Origin of the sequence: Fulvimarina thalattae (assembly GCF_040239565.1) — a bacterium.
GTDB lineage: Bacteria > Pseudomonadota > Alphaproteobacteria > Rhizobiales > Rhizobiaceae > Fulvimarina.
Genome location: NZ_JBEHWS010000014.1, coordinates 54,972 through 74,673 on the forward strand (window position 1 = coordinate 54,972; position 19,702 = coordinate 74,673).

Genomic DNA, 19,702 nt, shown 5'->3' on the forward strand with positions numbered 1-19,702 from the left:
AGCCTGATGCTCTTCGCGTTTCACCTTCGGACGCAGAGAAAGGAAGTTTCTAGGCTCCGGCCTCGCCGACTTCCCGCGCGCGCTTTCTCTCGATGTAGCGTGCTGCGAGAATGGAGAACTCGTAGAGAAGGATCGTCGGAACGGCAAGACCGATCTGGGAGAGCGGATCGGGAGGCGTGATCACAGCCGCGACGATAAAGGCAATCACGATCGCATATTTGCGCTTACCTGCAAGGCCGTTCGCAGTCGTCAGCCCGGCGCGAACAAGAAGCGTCGCGACGACCGGCAGCTGGAAGACCAGGCCGAATGCGAAGATCAGCGTCATGATCAGCGAAAGATATTCCGACACGCTCGGCAGAAGCTCGATGATCGCCTGCCCATCCCCACCGGACTGCTGCATGGAGAGGAAGAACCACATCACCATTGGCGTGAAGAAGAAATAGACCAGCGATGCGCCAAGCAGGAAGAGGATCGGAGTCGCGATCAAAAAGGGCAGAAACGCCCCGCGCTCGTTCTTGTAAAGGCCGGGTGCGACAAACTTGTAGACCTGCGCCGCGATGAGCGGGAATGCCAGGAAGAAGCCGCCGAAAGCGGCTATCTTCACCTGCGTGAAGAAGAATTCCTGGGGCGCGGTGTAGATGAAACGGGCCTGCTCCGTCGGGATGCCCGACCAGTCGAACGCCGTCTGATACGGGACGACGAGCAGATTGAAGAGCTCCTTGGCGAAGAAGAAGCAGACGATGAAAGCGAGAAAGAATCCGATGATGGAGCGCACGAGGCGCTGCCTCAGCTCGATCAGGTGCTCGATGAGAGGCGCCGAGGAGGCGTCGATATCGTCGTTGGAAGCGCTCACGATGTCCGCTCCATCGAATTGTCCTCAGAGGCACCGCCACTCTTGGCGCCATCTTCCGCAGCAGGCGCAGGCTCGGCCAACTCAGATTTCGTCGCGGACGTTTTGGCTGGGCTGTCGGCGCTTGGCTTCTTGCCCGCCGTCTCGACGCGGTTATCCGGCATCTGGGTGGCAGAGCGAACCGAGGAGCGGATGTCGTCGCCGATGTCTTTCATCGGCTTCATCGCTTCGCGAACCTGCCGACGCGGATCCAGCCCGCGAACATCATCGACGGACTTCCTGACCTCGTCGAGTTCGGCTTCCTTCAGAGCCTCGTCGAACTGCTTGCGGAAGTCGCCAGCCATCGAACGCATCTGTTTCATGGCGCGGCCGAATGTGCGCAACATGCCCGGCAGATCCTTCGGACCGACGACGACGATCAGAACGACCGCCACGACCATCATCTCGGTCCAGCCGATATCGGGAAACATGGTCAGTCCTCGACGCGGCTAGAGCGGCGGAAACCTTCCGCCGCCGTGCGCGCCCTCAAAGCGGGATGGATCAGACGGTCGTCTTGTCGGTCTTCGTCTCGTGCTGGACGGTCTGACCCGACTGGTCGTCCAGACCACGACGCTCCTGAGCCTGCGTGGACTCGTCGTCGTCGTTCATGCCCTTCTTGAAGTTCTTGATGCCCTTGGCGACATCACCCATCAGCTCGGGAATCTTGCCGCGCCCGAAGAGCAGAAGCACGACCGCCAGAACGATCAGCCAGTGCCAGATGCTGAAGCTACCCATGAAGAACTCTCCGTACGCCCGAGCACTTATGCTCAGCTGCCAAAACCTTGTCTGTCCTAACTAACGATCGCCGACGTCTTTTTCAAACACGATCACGTCCTGCGCGTCGACCGATACAACTACATCACGGCACTTTTCGGGAACGATGCCGGCCCGCATGCGCGAACGCAAGGGCTCGTCGATGCCTTCGACGGCAACCGTGAAAAGATCGACGCCGCCAAGGAACCGGCGTGAGACGATACGTCCGAAGACACCCGCATCGCCTTCGCCGAGCCGCAATCCGGTGAGTCGCAGTGCAACCGTCAGCTTGGTTCCGTTGGATTTGTCGGTATCCGCGACAGGTCCAAGCGCGGTCACGACGCGCCCGCTCTGCGCTTCGGCATCGATGACGTTGAGTTCGGAAAAGAACCCTGCGGCAAAGAGATCGGCCGGATGGCGATAGAGGTCGCCACCCGTTCCAGTCTGGACGAGACGCCCATCGCGAAGAAGGGCAATCTTGTCACCCATCCGCATCGCTTCTTCGGCATCGTGGGTGACGACGATCGCGGTCGCACGCGTCTCGCGGAGAATTTGCAGCGTATCGGTGCGAATCACGTCCTTCAGCCGGCTGTCGAGACCGGAGAACGGCTCATCCATCAGAAGGACGGACGGACGCGGCGCGAGGGCGCGTGCGAGGGCGACCCGCTGCTGCTCGCCGCCCGAAAGCATGTGCGGATACTGGTTGCCACGATCGGAAAGACCGACCCGCTCCAGGGCAGAGCCCGCCGCACGCTTGGCCGCCGCTGAAGAAAGCCCGGAAAGACCGAAGGCGACGTTCTTCAGAAGCGTCATGTGGGGAAACAGAGCGTAGTCCTGAAACATCAGGCCGACGCCACGGCGCTCCGGCGGCACGAACTGATCCGGCCCCGCCATTTCGCGCCCATTGATCATGAGGCGGCCTTCGCTCTGGCGCTCGATCCCGGCGGCAATCCTCAAAAGCGTCGTCTTGCCGGAGCCGGAGGGTCCAAGAAGGCAAAGAATGTTGCCGGCCTCGGCCGTCAGGTCGATGCCGCACAACACTTCCTTCGAGCCGAAATTGTGCTTGACGTTCTCGAAGGTGAGATTGGCCGCGAAGCTGACGCCCGCACTGGTGCGAGCCGCAGGCGAGAGCGGTACAATGGTCTTGACGCGAGAAAGCACGATTCCGGTACGTCCCGAAGCGATTGATCGCCCGCCCAATCCGATTGGCACGGGCCTTCCGGCAAGTCGGTAACCATTCGCCGGCGCTTCCGCAAGACGCGCACAAACGGTCAGACCACGCGCAGATCAGACGAGAACGGAGAGAAGCCGGTCGTACTCGTCGGTCATCGCCTCGAGCTGCTCGATATCCTTCGGTCGGACGAGATAGCTTTCGGCTCGAACAGCCCGGCGGCGGGCATCACCATCGAAAACCGGAACGCCGCGCACGAGGGACAGCATCTCATCCATATCGCCGTTGCAGTGGAGAACCACGTCACAGCCTGCTTCGATCGCTTCACGGGCTCGCTCTTCGTACGGACCCTTGAGCGCTTTCATCGAGATATCGTCGGTCATCAGAAGGCCGTCGAACCCGATTTCGCCGCGAATGACGTCACCTATTACTACAGGAGATAATGTCGCGGGACGTTTCGGATCGATATCGCTGAAGAGAATGTGCGCGCTCATGGCGCAGGGCATATCGGAGAGTTCGGCAAAGGGCAGGAAGTCGCGCTTTGCGAGCTCATGATGCTTTGCATCGACGACCGGCAGTTCCTTGTGGGAGTCCGCCCTGCCCCGACCGTGGCCTGGCATATGTTTGACGACAGGCAGCACGCCGCCGGCGATCGCGCCTTCCGCCATAGCCCGCCCAAGCACGGCGACATCCTCTGGATTGTTGCTGAGCGCCCTGTCGCCGATGATATCGTGTGCGCCCTCTACCGGAACGTCTATGCATGGAATGCAGTCGGCATTGATGCCGTAGCGCATGAGATCGGCGGCCAGGAGGCGCCCATGGAGAAAGGCCAGGCGCTGACCAGCCTCGCGATCTTCGCGATAGAGATCGCCGATCAACCGCGGCGCCGGTCGGTTCGGTGCAAGCGGCGGCGTCAGGCGGCGGATGCGTCCACCCTCCTGATCGATGAAGATCGGCGTCGTCTCCCGGCCGCCGATCTCCTTCAGCATCTCGACCAGTTCCGTCAACTGTGACGGCCCTTCGATATTGCGGGCGAACAGAATGAATCCCCAGGGCCGCTCGCCCTGGAAAAAACTGCGCTCCTCGCGGCTCGGTTCGAGGCCGAGCGGCGCGGCGATCCATGATTTGGCGTCGCTCATCGCTGACTCCGTCCTCGCTTCGCCTCGTTGATCGAGCGAAATTTCGATGGTCATATTAGGGCCTGAAGCTAACCTGTGGCCAACGGCCCCGAGACCGCCGACGCTCGATGCAATCAGCGCGAAACGTAGCAGCTTCCGCCGGCTGATTTCATCTGTTCGCAAAGATCGATCGCTTCCTGCTTCGACGACGCGGCGAGACGGACACGGTGGTAGGTGCCCTTGCCCGGAATGTCCGCGGTCTGGATAACCATCTGGCGGCCGGAGATGATGTTCCCGTAACGCGAAGACGCAGTCTGGGCCGACGCCTTGGCAGCTTCCGCATTGGGCTGCGATGACAACTGGACGTACCAGGCGTCAGAACCCGGAGCCGGCGCCGACTCAGCGGCCGAAACAGTTGCGGGCGACGGTGCGGCTATACTTGCCGTCTGCTCGGCAGACTGGAGTGAAGCGACTTGCTGCGGCCTCTGCGAAACGTTCGGCTTCATTGATGGAACCGGGACGTTCGGCGCCGGCTCTCCAACGAGCTCGGGTGTGTCAGCCGCGGCTTCATCCGAAGCGGAACCGTTGGCCATTGCCTCGATCGCTGCAAGATCGGCGGAACCTGCCAGTGTTGCCTGGCCGTTCGTCGCATGATCGCTCGAAGCAGAAGCAATGCCGCCCAGCGTCTGCCGTGCGTCGAGCGGACGCGATGCAGCCTCGATGAGCGCCTTGGTTGGCTCTATCGATTCCGTTTCCTTGTTGGTGACGATAGTCCCGTCCGGAAGAACCGTCACCGTCCGCACGCGACGCGGCTGAAGCGTCGGCTCGGCGGAGGCCGGCTTGGTATCGCTCATCGCAACCGCGAAGGCCGACGACTGGACACCAGGAAGGTTTTCGTAGCTCTCGGGCGCTTCCTGCTGAAGATTGATCGGCTTTTCCGCTGCCGAGAGCAGGGATTCCTGAGGCGCTCCGCCATCGGCATCCGCGTTCGCGACCTTCTCGTAAGTCGCGCGATGCTGGTTGGCGACCTGCCTGCCGCCGGGATTGGGCGGCGCGATCTTCACGGGGTCGGCGTCAGCCTTGACGATCAGCGGCTCGGACGAACCCGAGCCTTCGCCGGAACCGCCAAGCACGAACATGCTGGCACCACTCAGAAGCGCGACTCCGAAGAGGCCCGCCGCGATCTTGCGGTAGGGCAGTCCATTTTCGAACCGGCCGGAGCGGGTCGCATAACGGGCCTCCGCAGCCTCTGCGTTGGCCGAGAAGGTCGACAAAATCCGGGGCAGAGGCTCTTCGTCGATCGAATCGTGTTCGGCAGCGGCGGGCTCTGCCTCAGTGACGGCGGGCTCAGGCTGATCAGCCTCGGCCTCAGCAGTCGCCTGAGCGGTCTTGTCGAGATTGAGCGTTGCCATTTCGCTGGCCAGAAGCGTATCGAAATCGTCGAAGACGCTCTCGACCTTTTCTTCTTCAACCTTGCGTTCGGGCGCGAAGGCTTCGGTCTTGCGAACCTTTCCAGCCAACGGATCAGCCGGGGCGGACAGCCCTTCAAGCGCCATCGCAAATTCGGCATCGAAGCCATCATCCGCAGGCGTTGCTTCGGAATTCTTCTCGCTTGTCATGGCGAGCGGCTCGAGCACAGGCTCTTCGACTTGTGTCGGCTGCGGCTTGGCCGAGGTGGAGGCCGGGTGTTGCGAGAACATGGCCGCACCGAAATAGGGGCGAGCCGCCGGCTTTGCCGGAGCAACAGGCTCCACGGGCGCAACCGCTTCAGCCGCAGGCTCGGCGGCCTCAGTCTCTAGATCGTCGGCGAAGCTTGCGAGTTCGGCGTCGAGTTCGCTGGCAATCAAACCATCGAGCCCGAAATCCTGCTCGTCTTTCGATGGAACGTCTATGGCAACCGCGTCTTCTGCAGCCAGCAGTTCCTGGTGCGCGGGCTTCAGTTCGGATGCAAGTTGGTGAGCAGCGACGGGCTCTTCGGCGGCCTCAACAGGCTCCGCCAGCTCCTCCGCGATCGCATCTTCGATTCCAGACAGGTCGCCTTCCAGCGAGGAGAATTCTTCAGAATCGATTTCGGAGACAGCCATCTCGGGTTCGGCTGCCGCAGGGGACTCTTCGGCAACCGTGTCTTCGTCGGAAGAAGCCGTTTCGAGCGTGACGTCGTTAGCTACTGATTCGGCGGGCGAGTCGCCCTCGTCGAGCATCCGTTCGTCTCCAACGACGCTCTCGAATACCGGCTCCGGCTGAGGCTCAGCAACGTCCGAAACCGGTTCGGCCTTGGGTGCCGGCTTAGCGACCGGCGCGCCCCAGGGTTCTTCAATCAGCTTGGCGAGTTCGGCGAACGGATCGTCCTCGTGGGCATCCGCAAACTCGGATGGTCCCCGTTCGGCTCCCGATCTATCGTCCATCGATCATCCCCATCTATACCCGGCACGCCCCTCAACGTGCTTATCGAGAGGGCTAGAAGACGAAGTTGGCTAAAGCGTGATCGACTAACGCATTTCCTCAGGGGCTTCGGCACCGATGATGTCGAGACCCGATCGAATGACAGTCGCCACGGCATCCACCAATGCCAGCCGGGCCAAGCTAGACTTTGGCGACTCAGGATTAACAAAGCGTAACTGCGGCAAGTCTTTACCGCGATTGTATTGTCCGTGAAACGCCGAGGCGAGATCATAAAGATAGAAGGCGAGCCGATGCGGCTCGCGGGCGCTCGCCGCAGACTGGACGACGCGCGGGAACTCGGCGAGCTTCTTGATGAGAGCCGTCTCGCCTTCGTCGTCGAGCAGGTCGAGGTCAGCGGTGGTCGAATCGCCGATCGAAACCTCGAAGCCTGACTCCCGCGCCTGCCGGAAGATCGAATGCGCCCGAGCATGGGCGTACTGAACGTAGAAGACCGGGTTGTCCTTCGACTGCTCGGTCACCTTCTGGAAGTCGAAGTCGAGCGGCGCATCGCTCTTGCGATAGAGCATCATGAAGCGGACGGGATCGCGGCCCACCTCTTCCACCACGTCGGCCAGCGTGACGAAGTCGCCCGAACGCTTCGACATCTTCACCGGCTCGCCGTCCCGATAGAGCTTGACGAGTTGGCAAAGGATGACGGTCGCCTTTGCCTCTCCGCCCGAGATTGCCTTGGCGACGGCCTCCAGGCGTTTCACGTAACCGGAGTGATCGGCCCCGAGAACGAAAATCATCTCGGAAAACCCGCGCTCGTACTTGTCGCGAAAATAGGCGACGTCGGCCGCGAAATAGGTGAAGAGCCCATTCGACTTGACGAGCGGCCTGTCCTGATCGTCGCCGACAGCCGTCGAGCGCAGGAGCGTCTGTTCCCGATCTTCCCAATCGTCCTGCGGCTTGCCCTTGGGCGGCGGCAGTGCACCGCGATAGACGTAGCCCTTCTCTTCCAGATCGGAGATCGCGTTGGCAATCTTGCCGCCATCGGCATCGTGGAGGGTCCGCTCGGAGAAGAAGACTTCGTGCTGTATGCCGAGGGTCTTCAGGTCGTCGCGGATCATGTCCATCATGGCGTCGATCGCCCGGTCACGAACGATCGGCTCCCATTCGGCCTGGGGTTTCTCGCGAAGGCTCTCGCCGAATTCGTCTGCCAGTGATCGGCCGAGCGGCTTCAGATAGTCGCCTGGATAAAGCCCCTCCGGGATCGCACCTACATCCTCGCCGAGAGCTTCGCGGTAGCGCAAAAAAGCGGACCGCGCGAGAACGCCGATCTGCTCGCCGGCATCGTTGACGTAATATTCCTTGGTGACTTCCTCGCCAGAAAACGCGAGAAGCCGGGCGATCGCATCGCCGACGACCGCGCCCCGGCAATGGCCGACATGCATCGGCCCGGTCGGGTTGGCGGAAACATATTCGACATTGATCTTCCGACCCGTCGGCGCGCCGCGTCCGTAATCAAGACGCGCATCCAGCAGAACACCCAGATGGCGTGGCCAGAAGGCAGGTGCGAGCCGCATGTTGATGAAGCCGGGGCCCGCGATCTCGACTGAAGCGATATCCTCGTCCTCGCCCAGCTTTTCCGCGATCTTCTCCGCCAGATCGCGCGGCTTCAGCCCCATGGGCTTGGCGAGCACCATGGCGGCATTGGTTGCGAGATCGCCATGGGCAGGATCGCGCGGGGGCTCGACCGTAACCCTTTCCAGATCGGGCACAGCGTGGCCGAGATCGGTCAGGACGGTCGAAACGGCGGCCCTGACCCGCGTTTCGAAATCGGCGAACATGTTCATCATGGGCTCAAGCGCAAAAGAAAGACGGCCGGGTTGTCCGGTGGCCTTGGGTTCAAGTCAATGCGGATATGACGCGGCGGCTAGCCCAAACGCGGGGTCTGGTCAAACAGGCGGCGATGTTCGCCGAGCGCGTAGGTGTCGGTCATGCCGGATAGATAGTCGGCAATGCGGCGTGCGCGCTTGTCCGTTTCCATGAGCTGGATTTCCTTCGACCATTCGGCCGGCAGGTGACCTGGCTCGGCGAGAAAGCGCTGGAAGAGCTGTTCGACGACAGTTTCTGCGGAGCGCATCACGGCCGAAACACTGTCCGCCCGGTAGACGCGCTGGAAAAGGAAACGCCGGGTTTCATCGACCGCCTCGCGCATCGCCGCGGAGAAGGCGACGATCGTACTCCCCGCATCTCTCACTGCGTCGGGGCTTGCCGGATCGATCCGATCCAGCTCCCGCAGAGAGGTCTCGATCACATCCTCGACCATGCGGGTGATGTGACGACGCATTATTTCATTGGCGAGCCGGCCTTTTGAAAGGCTCGGATAGCGCGCCTCGATCTCCCGCAAGATCGAGCCGGCAAGGGAAAGATCGCGCAGGTCGTCGAGATCGATTAGCCCCGCTCTCAGCCCGTCGTCGAGATCGTGGGTGTTATAGGCGATGTCGTCGGCAATCGCGGCGCACTGCGCTTCAAGGCTCGCGTGGCGTTCGAGGTCGAGCGGAAACACGGCGTCGAACGCCTCGACCGGTTGAGGCAAAGCTTCGGTGGCGAGCGGACCACACAATGGACCGTTGTGCTTCACCAGCCCTTCGAGGGTTTCCCAGGACAGGTTGAGCCCGTCGAATTCCGCATAGCGCTGCTCCAGCACCGTCACGATTCGCAGAGCCTGCGCATTGTGATCGAAGCCGCCATAGGGCTCCATCGACCGGTGCAGTGCACGCTCGCCGGCGTGGCCGAAGGGCGGATGGCCGAAGTCGTGAACCAGCGCCACCGCCTCGGTGAGATCCTCGTCGAGCCGCAGCGCTCTCGCGAAAGCCCGCGCGATCTGGCTGACTTCGATCGTATGCGTGAGGCGTGTGCGGTAATGGTCGGCTTCGGTTGCAACGAAGACCTGGGTCTTGTGCTTGAGCCGGCGAAAGGCGGTCGAGTGGACGATCCGGTCCCGGTCGCGCTGATAGGCCGTACGGGTGGCGCTTTCAGGCTCTTCGTAAACCCTGCCACGGCTGTACCGGTGGTCGACAGCGTAAGGGCTGATAGGCTCGCGGCCCATGCCGATCGTCTTCTCGGGTCGGCTCGATTGTGATGTCATCATCATTTCGTGCCGTGATTGACCAAGGCTGGCGGCGTTATTACCTTTCGCATCACACTTGAACAAGGAGCGCGGCGGGCTTTCAACCCGACCTCGATCGACCCCAATGAGCGAGACACTCTCTCAACCCGTCACTCTCTCCGACAACGCGGTGAAGCGGATTGCGACCATCCTGTCGAAATCGCCGGAGGCGAAGTCCCTGCGCGTTTCGGTGGAAGGCGGCGGCTGTTCCGGCTTTTCCTATAAGTACGATCTGACCGACGAGACCGAAGCCGATGACCTCGTTCTGGAGCGCGACGGTGCGCGGGTGGTGATCGACCAGATTTCGGTCGTCTATCTCGATGGCTCGGTGATCGATTTCGTGGACGACCTGATGGGCCAGAGCTTCCAGATCAGGAACCCGAATGCCGTCGCAAGCTGCGGCTGCGGCACCAGCTTTTCGATCTGATCGAGGGTGACTTCGGCTCGACGGGCGGGAGCGGTTTATTCACCGCGCCCCGTTTCTTATCTCGGGAACCGGGAGGTCCGCGGTTTTCATCTGAAAGTCTATTCGATTCTCGGTCCGGGGCGCGCGAAAGACACCGCGATCGTGGAGGCCGCAGTGAAGACGGCCGCCAAGAAGCTGCCTCGTGTCGAACAGTCAGATGACGAAGCCGGTCTCGGCTTCGTGATTTTGCATTTCGGCGAACACGCCAATTGGCTACTGATCGATCGCTGGGTTTTCGGCGACAGTCTCAAACAGGCCAACCTGCGTTCTGCCCTCACCGCCCCGACGGAGTTCGTGCGCGTCGAAGATACCGAGCTGATGGTCTGCGTTTGGGAGGCCGCGGTGATCGATTTCGAACGTCGAGCCTTTATTGAGACCATGATGACGACAGAACCCGATGAATCGCGCTATCTCTCGACCATTCTGAACGGCGAGGTCTGAGACGTGCTGATCGCATCCTGGAACATCAACGGCATCAAGGCGCGCATCGACGGGCTCACGGCTTGGCTGAAAGAGCGCGATCCGGACATCGCATGCCTTCAGGAGATCAAGAGCCAGGACGAAGGCTTTCCAAGGAAGGCGCTCGAAGACCTCGGCTATCATGTCGAGACGCACGGCCAGAAGGGCTTCAACGGCGTCGCGCTTCTTTCGAAGGAAAAGCCGGAACGCGTGACGCGCGGGCTTCCGGGCGACGAAAGCGACGAGCAGGCGCGTTACATCGAAGGGCTCTGGCAGACTTCAGGCGGCCCGCTGCGCGTCGCCTCGATCTATCTGCCGAACGGCAATCCTCTGGGCACGGAGAAATTCGACTACAAGCTCGCCTGGATGGACCGGCTTGAACGTCATGCCGGCGCTCTTCTGGCAAAGGAAGAGCGGCTCATTCTGGCCGGCGACTACAATGTCATTCCGCAGCCCGAGGACGTGCACAATCCCAAGGCCTGGCTGGACGACGCACTCTTCCAGCCCGAATCACGCGGCAATCTGCGGCGCCTCGTTCATCTCGGTTTCGCCGATGCCCTTCGCCTCACCGATGACCGCGCCGAGATCTACACGTTCTGGGATTATCAGGCCGGCGCCTGGCAGAAGAACAATGGCATTCGCATCGACCATCTCATGCTGTCACCCGAAGCCCAGATCGCGCTCTGCTCCGTCGGCATCGACAAGCAGGTGCGCAGCTGGGAGAAGCCATCGGACCACGTGCCGATTTTGGCGGAACTTTCGGTCTGACGGGCGATGCGTCTCTTCACACCCTAGGGACGCAGGAGTATCTTCCCTCTTCTTCCGGGACTTGCATTGTGGCGGAGTGCCTCCTGAAACTCCGCCAGCTTGTAGTTCGCCGCAATAGGCGAGGCCGAGAGGCCAGCCCTGATGTCTTCGAACACCTCGGCCATCGCCGCCCGAAGAGCGGAGCGAGGCGACGCATGCACCCAATCGCGAAGTCGGAACAGTTTCAGCCTGATCCTGGATTTCTCCATGAGCTCACTGGTGAGCGGTTGCCCGGAAAGAAGCCCGTAGTGAAGCAAGATGCCACCGGGCTTGATCGCAGCCATCAGGCGCGAGCCGGCAAGCCCGCCCACTGCATCGAGACCCGCATCGAGGGTCGGGAGTGGGACGCCTTCCTCAACAACCTTTACAGACTCATTTCGCAGGGCCTGCCGGGAATGTTCGCTGCGAACGATCGCGATGGGCTCAGCGCCTGCCGCGTGTAGGAGGCGGATCAGCATTCGCCCTATGGTCGAGGCTGCGGCGGTGATGCCGATCAGCTGGCCGGGTTCAGGCTCAATCGCCTTGAACATCAGTCTCGCTGTCAACGGATTGACGTAAGCGACCGCCGCCTCTTCGTCGGTGATGTCGTCCGGAACGATGACGCACCAGTTCGCGGGCAGAACCTTCCAGGTCGACCAATTGCCCGCCGACCCGAGTGGAAGCACGCGGCGACCGAGGAGTTCCGAACCAGCGTACGGTCCGACTTCGGAAACGACACCGACGCCATCAAAGCCCGGCACGAAGGGCAGCTTCGTTCGAGACCGGTATGCGCCCGTCACGGGGATGAGGTCCGACGGATTGATGGCGCTCGCTACAATCCGCACCAGAACCGCGCCCTCAAGAGGATCGGGTCTATCGGCAGGCAGGCAGGTTAAAACTTTTCGGGCGCACCGAACTCGTGGGCGATGACGTTGAACATGCCCGCATCTCTAACCGACGTTCTCGTCTGGTGCGATTTGTCTAGGTTCGCCGCGATTGCCCCGGAGGAACAAGAAAGCGGACGAGATAGATGCCGCGTCGGGAACAGACCGATGGCGGCGATGAATATTACGGGAAACGGGGTGCTCGCCTACGGCTTCGCACTCCCGTATTTCCCTAATTTCGCATCAACGGGCCACTTGCGGCAGCCATCTGCTGTTCGGCGTAAGACTGCGCCGTCCGGCGGGTCGTTTCGCTGGCGATTCCGAATGCGCGTTCCTGCATCCCCTTGATCCAGGCCTGATCCTCGGGCTTGGCCCGCTTCAGCGCCATGGTCAGCATCGCGAGCCCGCGCACCGGCTCCGGTTTGAGCGAGATCGCCTCGCCGTCGAACAACAGGTAACCGAGCAGCGCCTGTGCACCGATATGTCCCTTGGATGCCGCGAGTTTCAGCCAGCGCGCGGCCTGTTTCGCGTTGGTCCGCCCGCCCTCGCCTTCCAGCATCATGCGGCCGAGTTCAAATTGCGCCTTCGGGCTGCCGAAATAGCTCGCGGCATGAAAGTAGAACTGCCGCGCCCTCTGGAGATCGACTTCGACATGTCCGGGAATACCCCGGCGCATGTAGTCGCCAAGCGCGACGACGGCGCTCGCCACATAGGCGGCGTTTGCGCTATTCGCGCCACCTTCGTCAGGCTCGCGGACGATGCTCTCGAAGATCTTGAAAGCCTCGAAATCGTCCTCTGGAATGCCGTCGCCATCAGCGTACATCTGGGCGAGCTTCCAAAGCGCACCGCGATGTCCCTTGTCGGCGGCGTATTTCAGGCTTTGAAACGCCATTTCCTTCTCGCCGCGCTTATAGGCCTGGAAGCCGTGCGCGAAGAGTTCGATCGGGTTGGCGTTCGGATCGGCCACTGCATTCGGATCGAGCGCGAGCGCCCTCGCCGACGGCACCGCCGCGACGAGCATGCCTGCGACGCAGGCGGTGAGAAAGCGCTTAGATGTCCGCATAGCAGTGCTTCTCGGCTGCGCCACCGGGATGGGTGACGGCACCGAGTCGGGCCGTGCCAACCTGCTGGGCATATTTCCAGAGCGCGCCTGACTGGTAGTCGGTCTCTCGTGGTTCCCACGCCTTGCGGCGTTCGGCGAGCTCTTCCTCGCTCAGGTTCACGTCGAGCGTGCCCTCATTGGCATCGATCGTGATGATGTCGCCGTCCTTGAGGAGGCCGATCGGACCACCCACAGCGGCTTCCGGCCCAACATGGCCGATGCAGAAACCGCGCGTTGCCCCGGAGAAGCGGCCATCGGTGATGAGCGCGACCTTGTCGCCCATGCCCTGGCCGTAGAGCGCAGCCGTGGTCTGCAGCATCTCGCGCATGCCGGGGCCACCCTTTGGGCCCTCGTAGCGGATGACGAGAACCTCGCCTTCCTTGTAGTCGCGCTTCGTCACGGCCTTGAAGCATTCCTCTTCCGAATCGAAGCAACGCGCCGGACCGGAGAATTTGAGGTTCTTCATGCCGGCGACCTTTACGATCGCACCATCAGACGCGAGGTTGCCCTTGAGGCCGACAACGCCGCCAGTCTTGGTAATCGGGTTGTTCGCCGCGCGCACAACGTCCTGATGCTCGTTCCAGGCGACCTTTTCCATGTTCTCGGCAATGGTCCGACCGGTGACTGTCATGCAGTCGCCGTGCAGATAGCCGTGCTCCAGCATGGTCTTCATCAGGAGCGGGATGCCGCCTGCCTCGAACATGTCCTTGGCGACGTATTTGCCGCCCGGCTTGAGATCGGCGATGTACGGCGTCTTGCGGAAGATTTCGGCGACGTCGAAGAGATCGAACTCGATACCGCATTCATGGGCGATCGCCGGCAGGTGCAGGGCACCGTTGGTCGAGCCGCCGGTCGCGGCCACCACGGCCGCAGCGTTCTCCAGCGATTTCCGGGTAACGATGTCGCGTGGACGGATGTTCCGGCGCAGGAGATCCATGACGATCTCGCCGGAGGCGTAGCAGAACCGGTCGCGGATTTCGTAGGGAGCAGGCGCGCCGCAGGAATAAGGCAGCGCAAGGCCGATCGCCTCTGCGACCGTCGCCATCGTATTGGCCGTGAACTGGGCGCCGCAGGAGCCAGCGGACGGACAGGCAACCTGCTCGATCAGGTCGAGATCCTCGTCCGACATTTCGCCGACGGAATGCTGACCGACAGCTTCGAAGATGTCCTGCACCGTTACCTGCCGCCCCTTGAAGGTGCCCGGCAAGATGGAGCCGCCATAGATGAAGACCGACGGTACGTTGAGGCGCACCATCGACATCATCATGCCCGGAAGGGATTTGTCGCAGCCGGCAAGTCCGACGAGCGCATCATAGGAATGGCCGCGCATCGTAAGCTCGACCGAATCGGCGATGAGATCGCGAGACACCAGCGAGGACTTCATGCCCTGATGGCCCATGGCGATGCCGTCGGTGACCGTGATGGTGCAGAATTCGCGCGGCGTGCCGTTCGCGGCAGCCACACCCTTCTTCACCACCTGAGCCTGACGCATCAACGAAATGTTGCAGGGCGCAGCCTCGTTCCAGCAGGAGGCGACGCCGACCAGCGGCTGATGAATCTCTTCCTTCGACAGGCCCATTGCATAAAGATATGAGCGGTGCGGCGCGCGAGTGGGCCCTTCCGTCACATGACGGCTTGGCAGTTTTGTCTTGTCGGTAACGCGTGCGTCCATCTTTATCCCCGCTTCAATGGCATGTCTGTCGATCCCGACTCCCCCGCTGGTCGAGACAGCCAAGAAGTGTCGGTGTTTTGTGGCGGCAACGGGGCACATTTAGGCGGCCAAGACCCCGTTCGATGCAACGCCGCCATAGTGTTGCGGATGAGCATCTTTCCTGAGAGCCGAACGCGGAACGCCGCGACGGGAGCGCCTCCGCCGCGGCGTTTCTAGCTCTGATATAACTGAATTATTTCAGCGTCTTACCAGGTGAACTTGAGGCTCGCATTGCCCGCAAGAACGACATCGTCGCCAACCGTTCCGTTGAAGTAGGCGCCGTCCGAAATGCTCTGCTCGCCGTCGGTCCAGTAGCCGACGAGGCCACCGAGACGGAGCTCCGCCCAGTCCGCGCCTTTCAGGGAAACACCGCCCGAGACCGTGTAGAGATCCGTGTAGGTCGTTTCCGCGCCGGTCGAAACACCACGGTCGTAGCCAACCGATATCGCGCCGGAAATCTGCTCGTTGAAAGCGCGGCCGATGCCGAGCGAGGCGGTGTAACCGTCGCGCCATTGGTAGGGCTGGTAAGTCGAGGTCACCGTTCCATCGGGACTGATAAGGCTATTGACCACTGCATCATTGGTACTCCAATCCGTCCACCGGAAGCTACCCAAGAGAAGCGTGCCCTCAGCGATACCGGTCTGTGCCTTGATTTCCAAATATTGGGGGCTAGTCAAATCAGAGAGAGCGGCACTGAATAGTCCCGCTTGATTAGCCTGCTGAATTTGCTGTCTGCCTGCGGCCCCCGCTTGATCAACGAGAGTATTGAAAAGCGGAATAGATACCTGCTCGCCTGCAACAGCCACAAAAGCACTTTGATTTGCTGTAACACGGGCCGAGCCAACGATATTATCATGCTCAACTTCCGAACGGTACACCGCCTGCACCCGAAGTGCGATTTCAGGAACCTCGTAGGCCGCACCGACCCGCCAGCCTGCGTCGTATCCGCTTTCTACGTCTGTACTAACAAGCGTCGGCAAAGTGATCTGCACGCCAGTTGCAAATGCGCCATTAATCGCAGCCTGGGTGGCTGCAGGCAATCCAGCAATAGCTGGCCCAACCTGACCATTCAGGCTGCGGAACCCTTGAGACGTTCCTTCGAAATTAAAGTCCTCGAAGAAGATGCCACCAAGAACGCTAAAACGTCCGTAGTCAGAAGAGTAACTCGCCCGGCAAGTGCTACCGAATTCGTTTGAGTCGAATTCGATCGTCCGCGTACGCGAATAGGCGGAAGTGCCTTGATTCAACGCGAAGATGCGGTCGTCATTGTCGGTACTCTGGGTATCAGAGTTCTGAAACGGCAGACCGCCACCCGGCGAGCCGGTGTAGTCAGCTTCCGCCGCAAAGGATTCTGTGTAGTGGACCGAGCAGGCAAAGCTCTCTCCGCCGAAAGAGACCGCGAAGGACGGAACATTGTAGTCCTGGACGTAATCTCCGAAATCGCCACGCTGCCCGTCGATCGTTTCAAAACCGCGTTGCGGGGCAACATAGGTCATCCCCCAGCGGAGCGACGTCGTGCCCGGCTCGAAAAGGATGTCGGTATCCGGCGTTCCGCGCTGGAAACCGGCGCCCATGGCCGAGCTGCCAAGAAGCGTCGCGACCATCGCGCCGCCGAGAATCGATTTCGTGAACGTTTTCATATTTCTCCCCCTAGGCACGTCGCCTTCAATCGGCTTGAGCTTGCCATGACCGGAACGCTAGCTCGAAAGGGGAGAATACAAAATGGTGGATGCGCCGAGCTGAACGCTTTCGTGACTTTTATGACACGATATTTTGTGTCTTTTCAATCACATCTTGACCAATGCGCAGGCGCAAGGGGACGTGTGGCTTGAGGCCCGACGACGGCGGACCTCAACTTCCTTCAGAGCCGTCAACCGAGACGCGCCAAGGCGGCCTTGAGACTCTCTGCTTCAAGAGCGTAAGCCTCGCTCTTTTCACGCTCAGCAGCAACGATCTCGTCCGGAGCATTGGCAACAAACTTTTCATTGCCCAGCTTCTTCTCGATCCGGGTGATCTCGCCTTCGTTCTTCTTGATCGCCTTTGAAAGCCGCGCCTTCTCTGCGTCGATGTCGATGACGCCCGCCAGCGGGATCGCAAAGGTGACGCCCTCCACGACGATCTGGGCCGATTGCGGCGGGACACTGTCCGACGTGTCGACGCTTTCCAGTCGGGAAAGCCGAGACAGCTGCGGACCATGGCGCTGGAGCCTGTCTGACGTAAGAGGATCAGGCGAAATGGCGGCCATCGCCACCTTGGCGGACCCCGGCACATTCATTTCCGCGCGCACAGAGCGTATCTGACTGACGATCTCGATCAGCCAGTTGATGTCATCCGCAGACTCCGGTGCCTCGAAATCGAGACCCGGCCAGTCCGCGTGGCAGAGCAGGGTTTCGCGCTCGCCACCCGCCGTCTCGACCCAAAGTTCCTCGGTGATGAAGGGCATGAACGGATGGAGAAGAACGAAGATGCGATCAAGCACGAAGCCGGTAACGACCCGCACCTCGCCCGCCGCATCGGCGTCTTCGCCTCCCAATGTCGGCTTGGTCAGTTCGACATACCAGTCGCAGAAGAGATTCCAGACGAACCGGTAGAGAGCGGCAGCGGCATCGTTGAAGCGATAGGCTTCGAGAGCGGCTGTCGCTTCCTTCTCCGCCTTGGAGAGCTCCGTGACGATCCAGCGGTTGATCGGCAGCTGAAGGGATGCCGGCTGGATATCTATTCCGTGCTTCGCCTCGTTCATCTGGGCGAAGCGCGTCGCGTTCCAGAGCTTGGTGCAGAAGTTGCGGTATCCGGCAACACGCGCTGGATCGAGCTTCACGTCCCGGCCCTGAACGGCGAGCGCGGCGAGCGTGAAGCGCAGCGCGTCCGCACCCACTTCCTCGATCAGATCGAGAGGATCGATGCCGTTGCCCTTCGACTTCGACATCTTGGCCCCGAACTTGTCGCGCACGAGCGGGTGCATGTAGACCGTGTGGAACGGCTCCTTGCCGGTGAAATGCAGGCCCATCATCATCATCCGGGCGACCCAGAAGAAGATGATGTCGAAGGCCGTCGAGAGCACTGAGGTCGGGTAGTACTTCTCCATCTCCGGCGTGTCGTGCGGCCAGCCCATGGTCGAGAACGGCCAGAGGGCGGAGGAGAACCAGGTGTCGAGGACGTCCTCGTCGCGGGCGAGCTCGGTCGCCGAGCCATAATGCGCAACGGCAGCATTTGCCGCTTCCTCTTCGCTCCGCGCGACGAACACTTTGCCGTCCGGCCCGTACCAGGCCGGGATGCGATGGCCCCACCAGAGCTGGCGCGAGATACACCAGGGCTGGATGTCCTCCATCCAGCGGAAATAGGTGTTTTCCCACTGCTTCGGCACGAACTTCGTGCGCTCTTCCTTGACCGAAGCAATGGCGGGCTGGGCGAGCGTTTCGGCGTCGACGAACCACTGATCCGTCAGCATCGGCTCGATGACGACGCCGGAGCGATCGCCAAAAGGCTGCATGATCTTCTTAGCCTCGACCAGCGGCACCAGCCCGCGTGGCTCACCGCCCTCCTCCGGCGCGACCGGCGCACTCACGGGCCCAAGACGCGGGTCGGTTTCCGGCACCATGATCGCAAGGCCCTCGGCCGTCACATCGGCGATCACACGCTCGCGCGCCTCGAACCGATCGAGACCGCGATACTCGTCTGGCACGAGATTGATCGTATCCACATGGGCAGTGTCCGGAGCCTTGCCGGATTCGCGCACGGCCTTCGCCATTTCGACAGCTTCAGCGTAAGGCGCGCCGTCGGCTCGCATCGCCGCGTGCTCGTCCATCAGGCGATAGAGCGGAATGTCGTTTCGCTTGGCGACACCATAGTCGTTGAAGTCGTGTGCGCCGGTGATCTTCACGGCGCCCGAACCGAAAGTCGGGTCCGGATATTCGTCGGTGATGATCGGGATCAGGCGACGATGCTCCTTCGGCCCGACCGGGATCTCGCAGAGCTTGCCGACGATCGGCGCATAACGCGCGTCCGAGGGATGCACCGCGACCGCGCCGTCGCCAAGCATCGTTTCCGGCCTTGTCGTCGCGATCGAGATATAGTCGCGCGTCTCGCGCAACAGGACATTTCCGTCCTCGTCCTTCTCGACATATTCATAGGTTTCGCCGCCGGCCAGCGGATACTTGAAGTGCCACATATGGCCGTCGACTTCGCGGCTCTCGACTTCGAGGTCGGAGATCGAGGTCTGGAAATGCGGGTCCCAATTCACGAGCCGCTTGTCGCGGTAGATGAGGCCCTCTTCGTAAAGCCGTACGAAGACTTCGAGCACGGCCTCGGAGAGACCTTCATCCATGGTGAAGCGCTCGCGCGACCAGTCGAGCGAGGCACCAAGCCGCTTCAGCTGTTCCGCGATCTTGCCGCCGCTCTCGGCCTTCCACTGCCAGATGCGCTCGACGAACTTCTCGCGGCCCATCTCGCGGCGCGTCTGGCTCTCGCCGCTCGCCGCCATCTGGCGCTCGACCACCATCTGGGTCGCGATGCCCGCATGGTCGGTGCCCGGCTGCCAGAGCACGTCCTTACCGCGCATGCGCTCAAAGCGCACGAGAATGTCCTGCAGCGTATTGTTGAGCGCATGGCCCATATGGAGCGAGCCGGTGACATTCGGCGGCGGAATGACGATCGAGAACGCCGGTGCGCCATCCTTCTTGCCAGCCCCGGCCTTGAAGGCCTCGGCGTCGGTCCAGCGGGCGGAAATGCGCGGCTCGATGGCGGCCGCGTCGTAAGTCTTGTCGATCATGAAATGTCCAGTCGCGCGCAAACTCAGTGCGTTTGCAG

16 protein-coding genes are annotated in these 19,702 nt (G+C 61.5%); 3 read left to right on the plus strand and 13 right to left on the minus strand.

The features are described from left to right. Nucleotides 1-49: 49 nt before the first annotated feature. The 8 genes from tatC to ABRA89_RS16150 all read right to left on the minus strand — a co-directional run bounded on the left by tatC (nucleotide 50) and on the right by ABRA89_RS16150 (nucleotide 9,467). Nucleotides 50-853, minus strand: coding sequence for a twin-arginine translocase subunit TatC (gene tatC, locus ABRA89_RS16115; protein WP_349942517.1), 804 nt, complete (start codon nucleotides 851-853; stop codon nucleotides 50-52). Further along, complete coding sequence (gene tatB, locus ABRA89_RS16120; RefSeq protein ID WP_349942518.1) at nucleotides 850-1,320, minus strand: Sec-independent protein translocase protein TatB; 471 nt, start codon at nucleotides 1,318-1,320, stop codon at nucleotides 850-852. Before tatB ends, tatC begins: the two co-directional genes overlap by 4 nt. A gap of 70 nt (nucleotides 1,321-1,390) precedes the next feature. After that, nucleotides 1,391-1,624 (minus strand): twin-arginine translocase TatA/TatE family subunit, encoded by a 234-nt coding sequence (locus tag ABRA89_RS16125; protein WP_349942519.1) that lies wholly within the window; start codon nucleotides 1,622-1,624, stop codon nucleotides 1,391-1,393. A gap of 60 nt (nucleotides 1,625-1,684) precedes the next feature. Next, entirely contained in the window at nucleotides 1,685-2,803 is a 1,119-nt protein-coding gene (locus ABRA89_RS16130; RefSeq protein WP_349942520.1) for an ABC transporter ATP-binding protein, read from the minus strand. 126 nt (nucleotides 2,804-2,929) lie between these two features. Further along, complete coding sequence (gene nagZ, locus ABRA89_RS16135) at nucleotides 2,930-3,952, minus strand: beta-N-acetylhexosaminidase (protein ID WP_349942521.1); 1,023 nt, start codon at nucleotides 3,950-3,952, stop codon at nucleotides 2,930-2,932. A 113-nt stretch (nucleotides 3,953-4,065) separates the two neighbouring features. Further along, the gene (locus tag ABRA89_RS16140; RefSeq protein ID WP_349942522.1) at nucleotides 4,066-6,336 is read right to left on the minus strand and encodes an SPOR domain-containing protein; all 2,271 of its coding nucleotides are present in this window, start codon (nucleotides 6,334-6,336) and stop codon (nucleotides 4,066-4,068) included. An 84-nt stretch (nucleotides 6,337-6,420) separates the two neighbouring features. Beyond that, nucleotides 6,421-8,169: an arginine--tRNA ligase gene (argS, locus tag ABRA89_RS16145; protein WP_349942570.1), complete on the minus strand. Its 1,749-nt coding sequence runs from the start codon at nucleotides 8,167-8,169 to the stop codon at nucleotides 6,421-6,423. Between the two features lie 80 nt (nucleotides 8,170-8,249). Then, nucleotides 8,250-9,467: a deoxyguanosinetriphosphate triphosphohydrolase gene (locus ABRA89_RS16150; protein ID WP_463671306.1), complete on the minus strand. Its 1,218-nt coding sequence runs from the start codon at nucleotides 9,465-9,467 to the stop codon at nucleotides 8,250-8,252. 106 nt (nucleotides 9,468-9,573) lie between these two features. Between ABRA89_RS16150 and erpA the strand changes: the two genes are divergently transcribed. The 3 genes from erpA (at nucleotide 9,574) to xth (ending at nucleotide 11,181) form a co-directional block, all read left to right on the plus strand. After that, on the plus strand, nucleotides 9,574-9,915 hold the full coding sequence (gene erpA / locus ABRA89_RS16155) for an iron-sulfur cluster insertion protein ErpA (RefSeq protein ID WP_349942524.1): 342 nt from the start codon (nucleotides 9,574-9,576) through the stop codon (nucleotides 9,913-9,915). Between the two features lie 141 nt (nucleotides 9,916-10,056). Further along, complete coding sequence (locus ABRA89_RS16160; RefSeq protein ID WP_349942525.1) at nucleotides 10,057-10,395, plus strand: hypothetical protein; 339 nt, start codon at nucleotides 10,057-10,059, stop codon at nucleotides 10,393-10,395. A 3-nt stretch (nucleotides 10,396-10,398) separates the two neighbouring features. Further along, entirely contained in the window at nucleotides 10,399-11,181 is a 783-nt protein-coding gene (xth, locus tag ABRA89_RS16165) for an exodeoxyribonuclease III (protein ID WP_349942526.1), read from the plus strand. A 23-nt stretch (nucleotides 11,182-11,204) separates the two neighbouring features. Here the strand turns inward: xth and ABRA89_RS16170 are convergent, their stop codons facing one another. From ABRA89_RS16170 to ABRA89_RS16190, 5 genes are all read right to left on the minus strand, one after another. Beyond that, entirely contained in the window at nucleotides 11,205-12,044 is an 840-nt protein-coding gene (locus ABRA89_RS16170; protein WP_349942527.1) for a zinc-dependent alcohol dehydrogenase family protein, read from the minus strand. A gap of 271 nt (nucleotides 12,045-12,315) precedes the next feature. Continuing rightward, nucleotides 12,316-13,146, minus strand: coding sequence for a tetratricopeptide repeat protein (locus ABRA89_RS16175; protein WP_349942528.1), 831 nt, complete (start codon nucleotides 13,144-13,146; stop codon nucleotides 12,316-12,318). Further along, a complete protein-coding gene (gene ilvD, locus ABRA89_RS16180) occupies nucleotides 13,133-14,857 on the minus strand; it encodes a dihydroxy-acid dehydratase (protein WP_349942529.1) in 1,725 nt (574 codons plus the stop codon). The genes ABRA89_RS16175 and ilvD overlap by 14 nt, the downstream gene beginning before the upstream one ends. A 245-nt stretch (nucleotides 14,858-15,102) precedes the next feature. Then, on the minus strand, nucleotides 15,103-16,536 hold the full coding sequence (locus ABRA89_RS16185) for a long-chain fatty acid transporter (protein WP_349942530.1): 1,434 nt from the start codon (nucleotides 16,534-16,536) through the stop codon (nucleotides 15,103-15,105). A 230-nt stretch (nucleotides 16,537-16,766) separates the two neighbouring features. Then, nucleotides 16,767-19,664 carry a valine--tRNA ligase gene (locus tag ABRA89_RS16190; RefSeq protein WP_349942531.1) on the minus strand — a complete coding sequence of 966 codons (2,898 nt, stop codon included), beginning with the start codon at nucleotides 19,662-19,664 and terminating at the stop codon, nucleotides 16,767-16,769. Nucleotides 19,665-19,702 lie beyond the last annotated feature (38 nt).

What these genes read in the sequence shown, in the direction of transcription:
- ABRA89_RS16185 (WP_349942530.1), bottom strand. Translation starts at nt 16,536, where the DNA reads ATGAAAACGTTCACGAAATCGATTCTCGGCGGCGCGATGGTCGCGACG.
- ABRA89_RS16150 (WP_463671306.1), bottom strand. Translation starts at nt 9,467, where the DNA reads ATGACATCACAATCGAGCCGACCCGAGAAGACGATCGGCATGGGCCGC.
- tatB (WP_349942518.1), bottom strand. Translation starts at nt 1,320, where the DNA reads ATGTTTCCCGATATCGGCTGGACCGAGATGATGGTCGTGGCGGTCGTT.
- nagZ (WP_349942521.1), bottom strand. Translation starts at nt 3,952, where the DNA reads ATGAGCGACGCCAAATCATGGATCGCCGCGCCGCTCGGCCTCGAACCG.
- erpA (WP_349942524.1), top strand. Translation starts at nt 9,574, where the DNA reads ATGAGCGAGACACTCTCTCAACCCGTCACTCTCTCCGACAACGCGGTG.
- ilvD (WP_349942529.1), bottom strand. Translation starts at nt 14,857, where the DNA reads ATGGACGCACGCGTTACCGACAAGACAAAACTGCCAAGCCGTCATGTG.
- ABRA89_RS16190 (WP_349942531.1), bottom strand. Translation starts at nt 19,664, where the DNA reads ATGATCGACAAGACTTACGACGCGGCCGCCATCGAGCCGCGCATTTCC.
- ABRA89_RS16125 (WP_349942519.1), bottom strand. Translation starts at nt 1,624, where the DNA reads ATGGGTAGCTTCAGCATCTGGCACTGGCTGATCGTTCTGGCGGTCGTG.
- argS (WP_349942570.1), bottom strand. Translation starts at nt 8,169, where the DNA reads ATGAACATGTTCGCCGATTTCGAAACGCGGGTCAGGGCCGCCGTTTCG.
- ABRA89_RS16140 (WP_349942522.1), bottom strand. Translation starts at nt 6,336, where the DNA reads ATGGACGATAGATCGGGAGCCGAACGGGGACCATCCGAGTTTGCGGAT.
- ABRA89_RS16175 (WP_349942528.1), bottom strand. Translation starts at nt 13,146, where the DNA reads ATGCGGACATCTAAGCGCTTTCTCACCGCCTGCGTCGCAGGCATGCTC.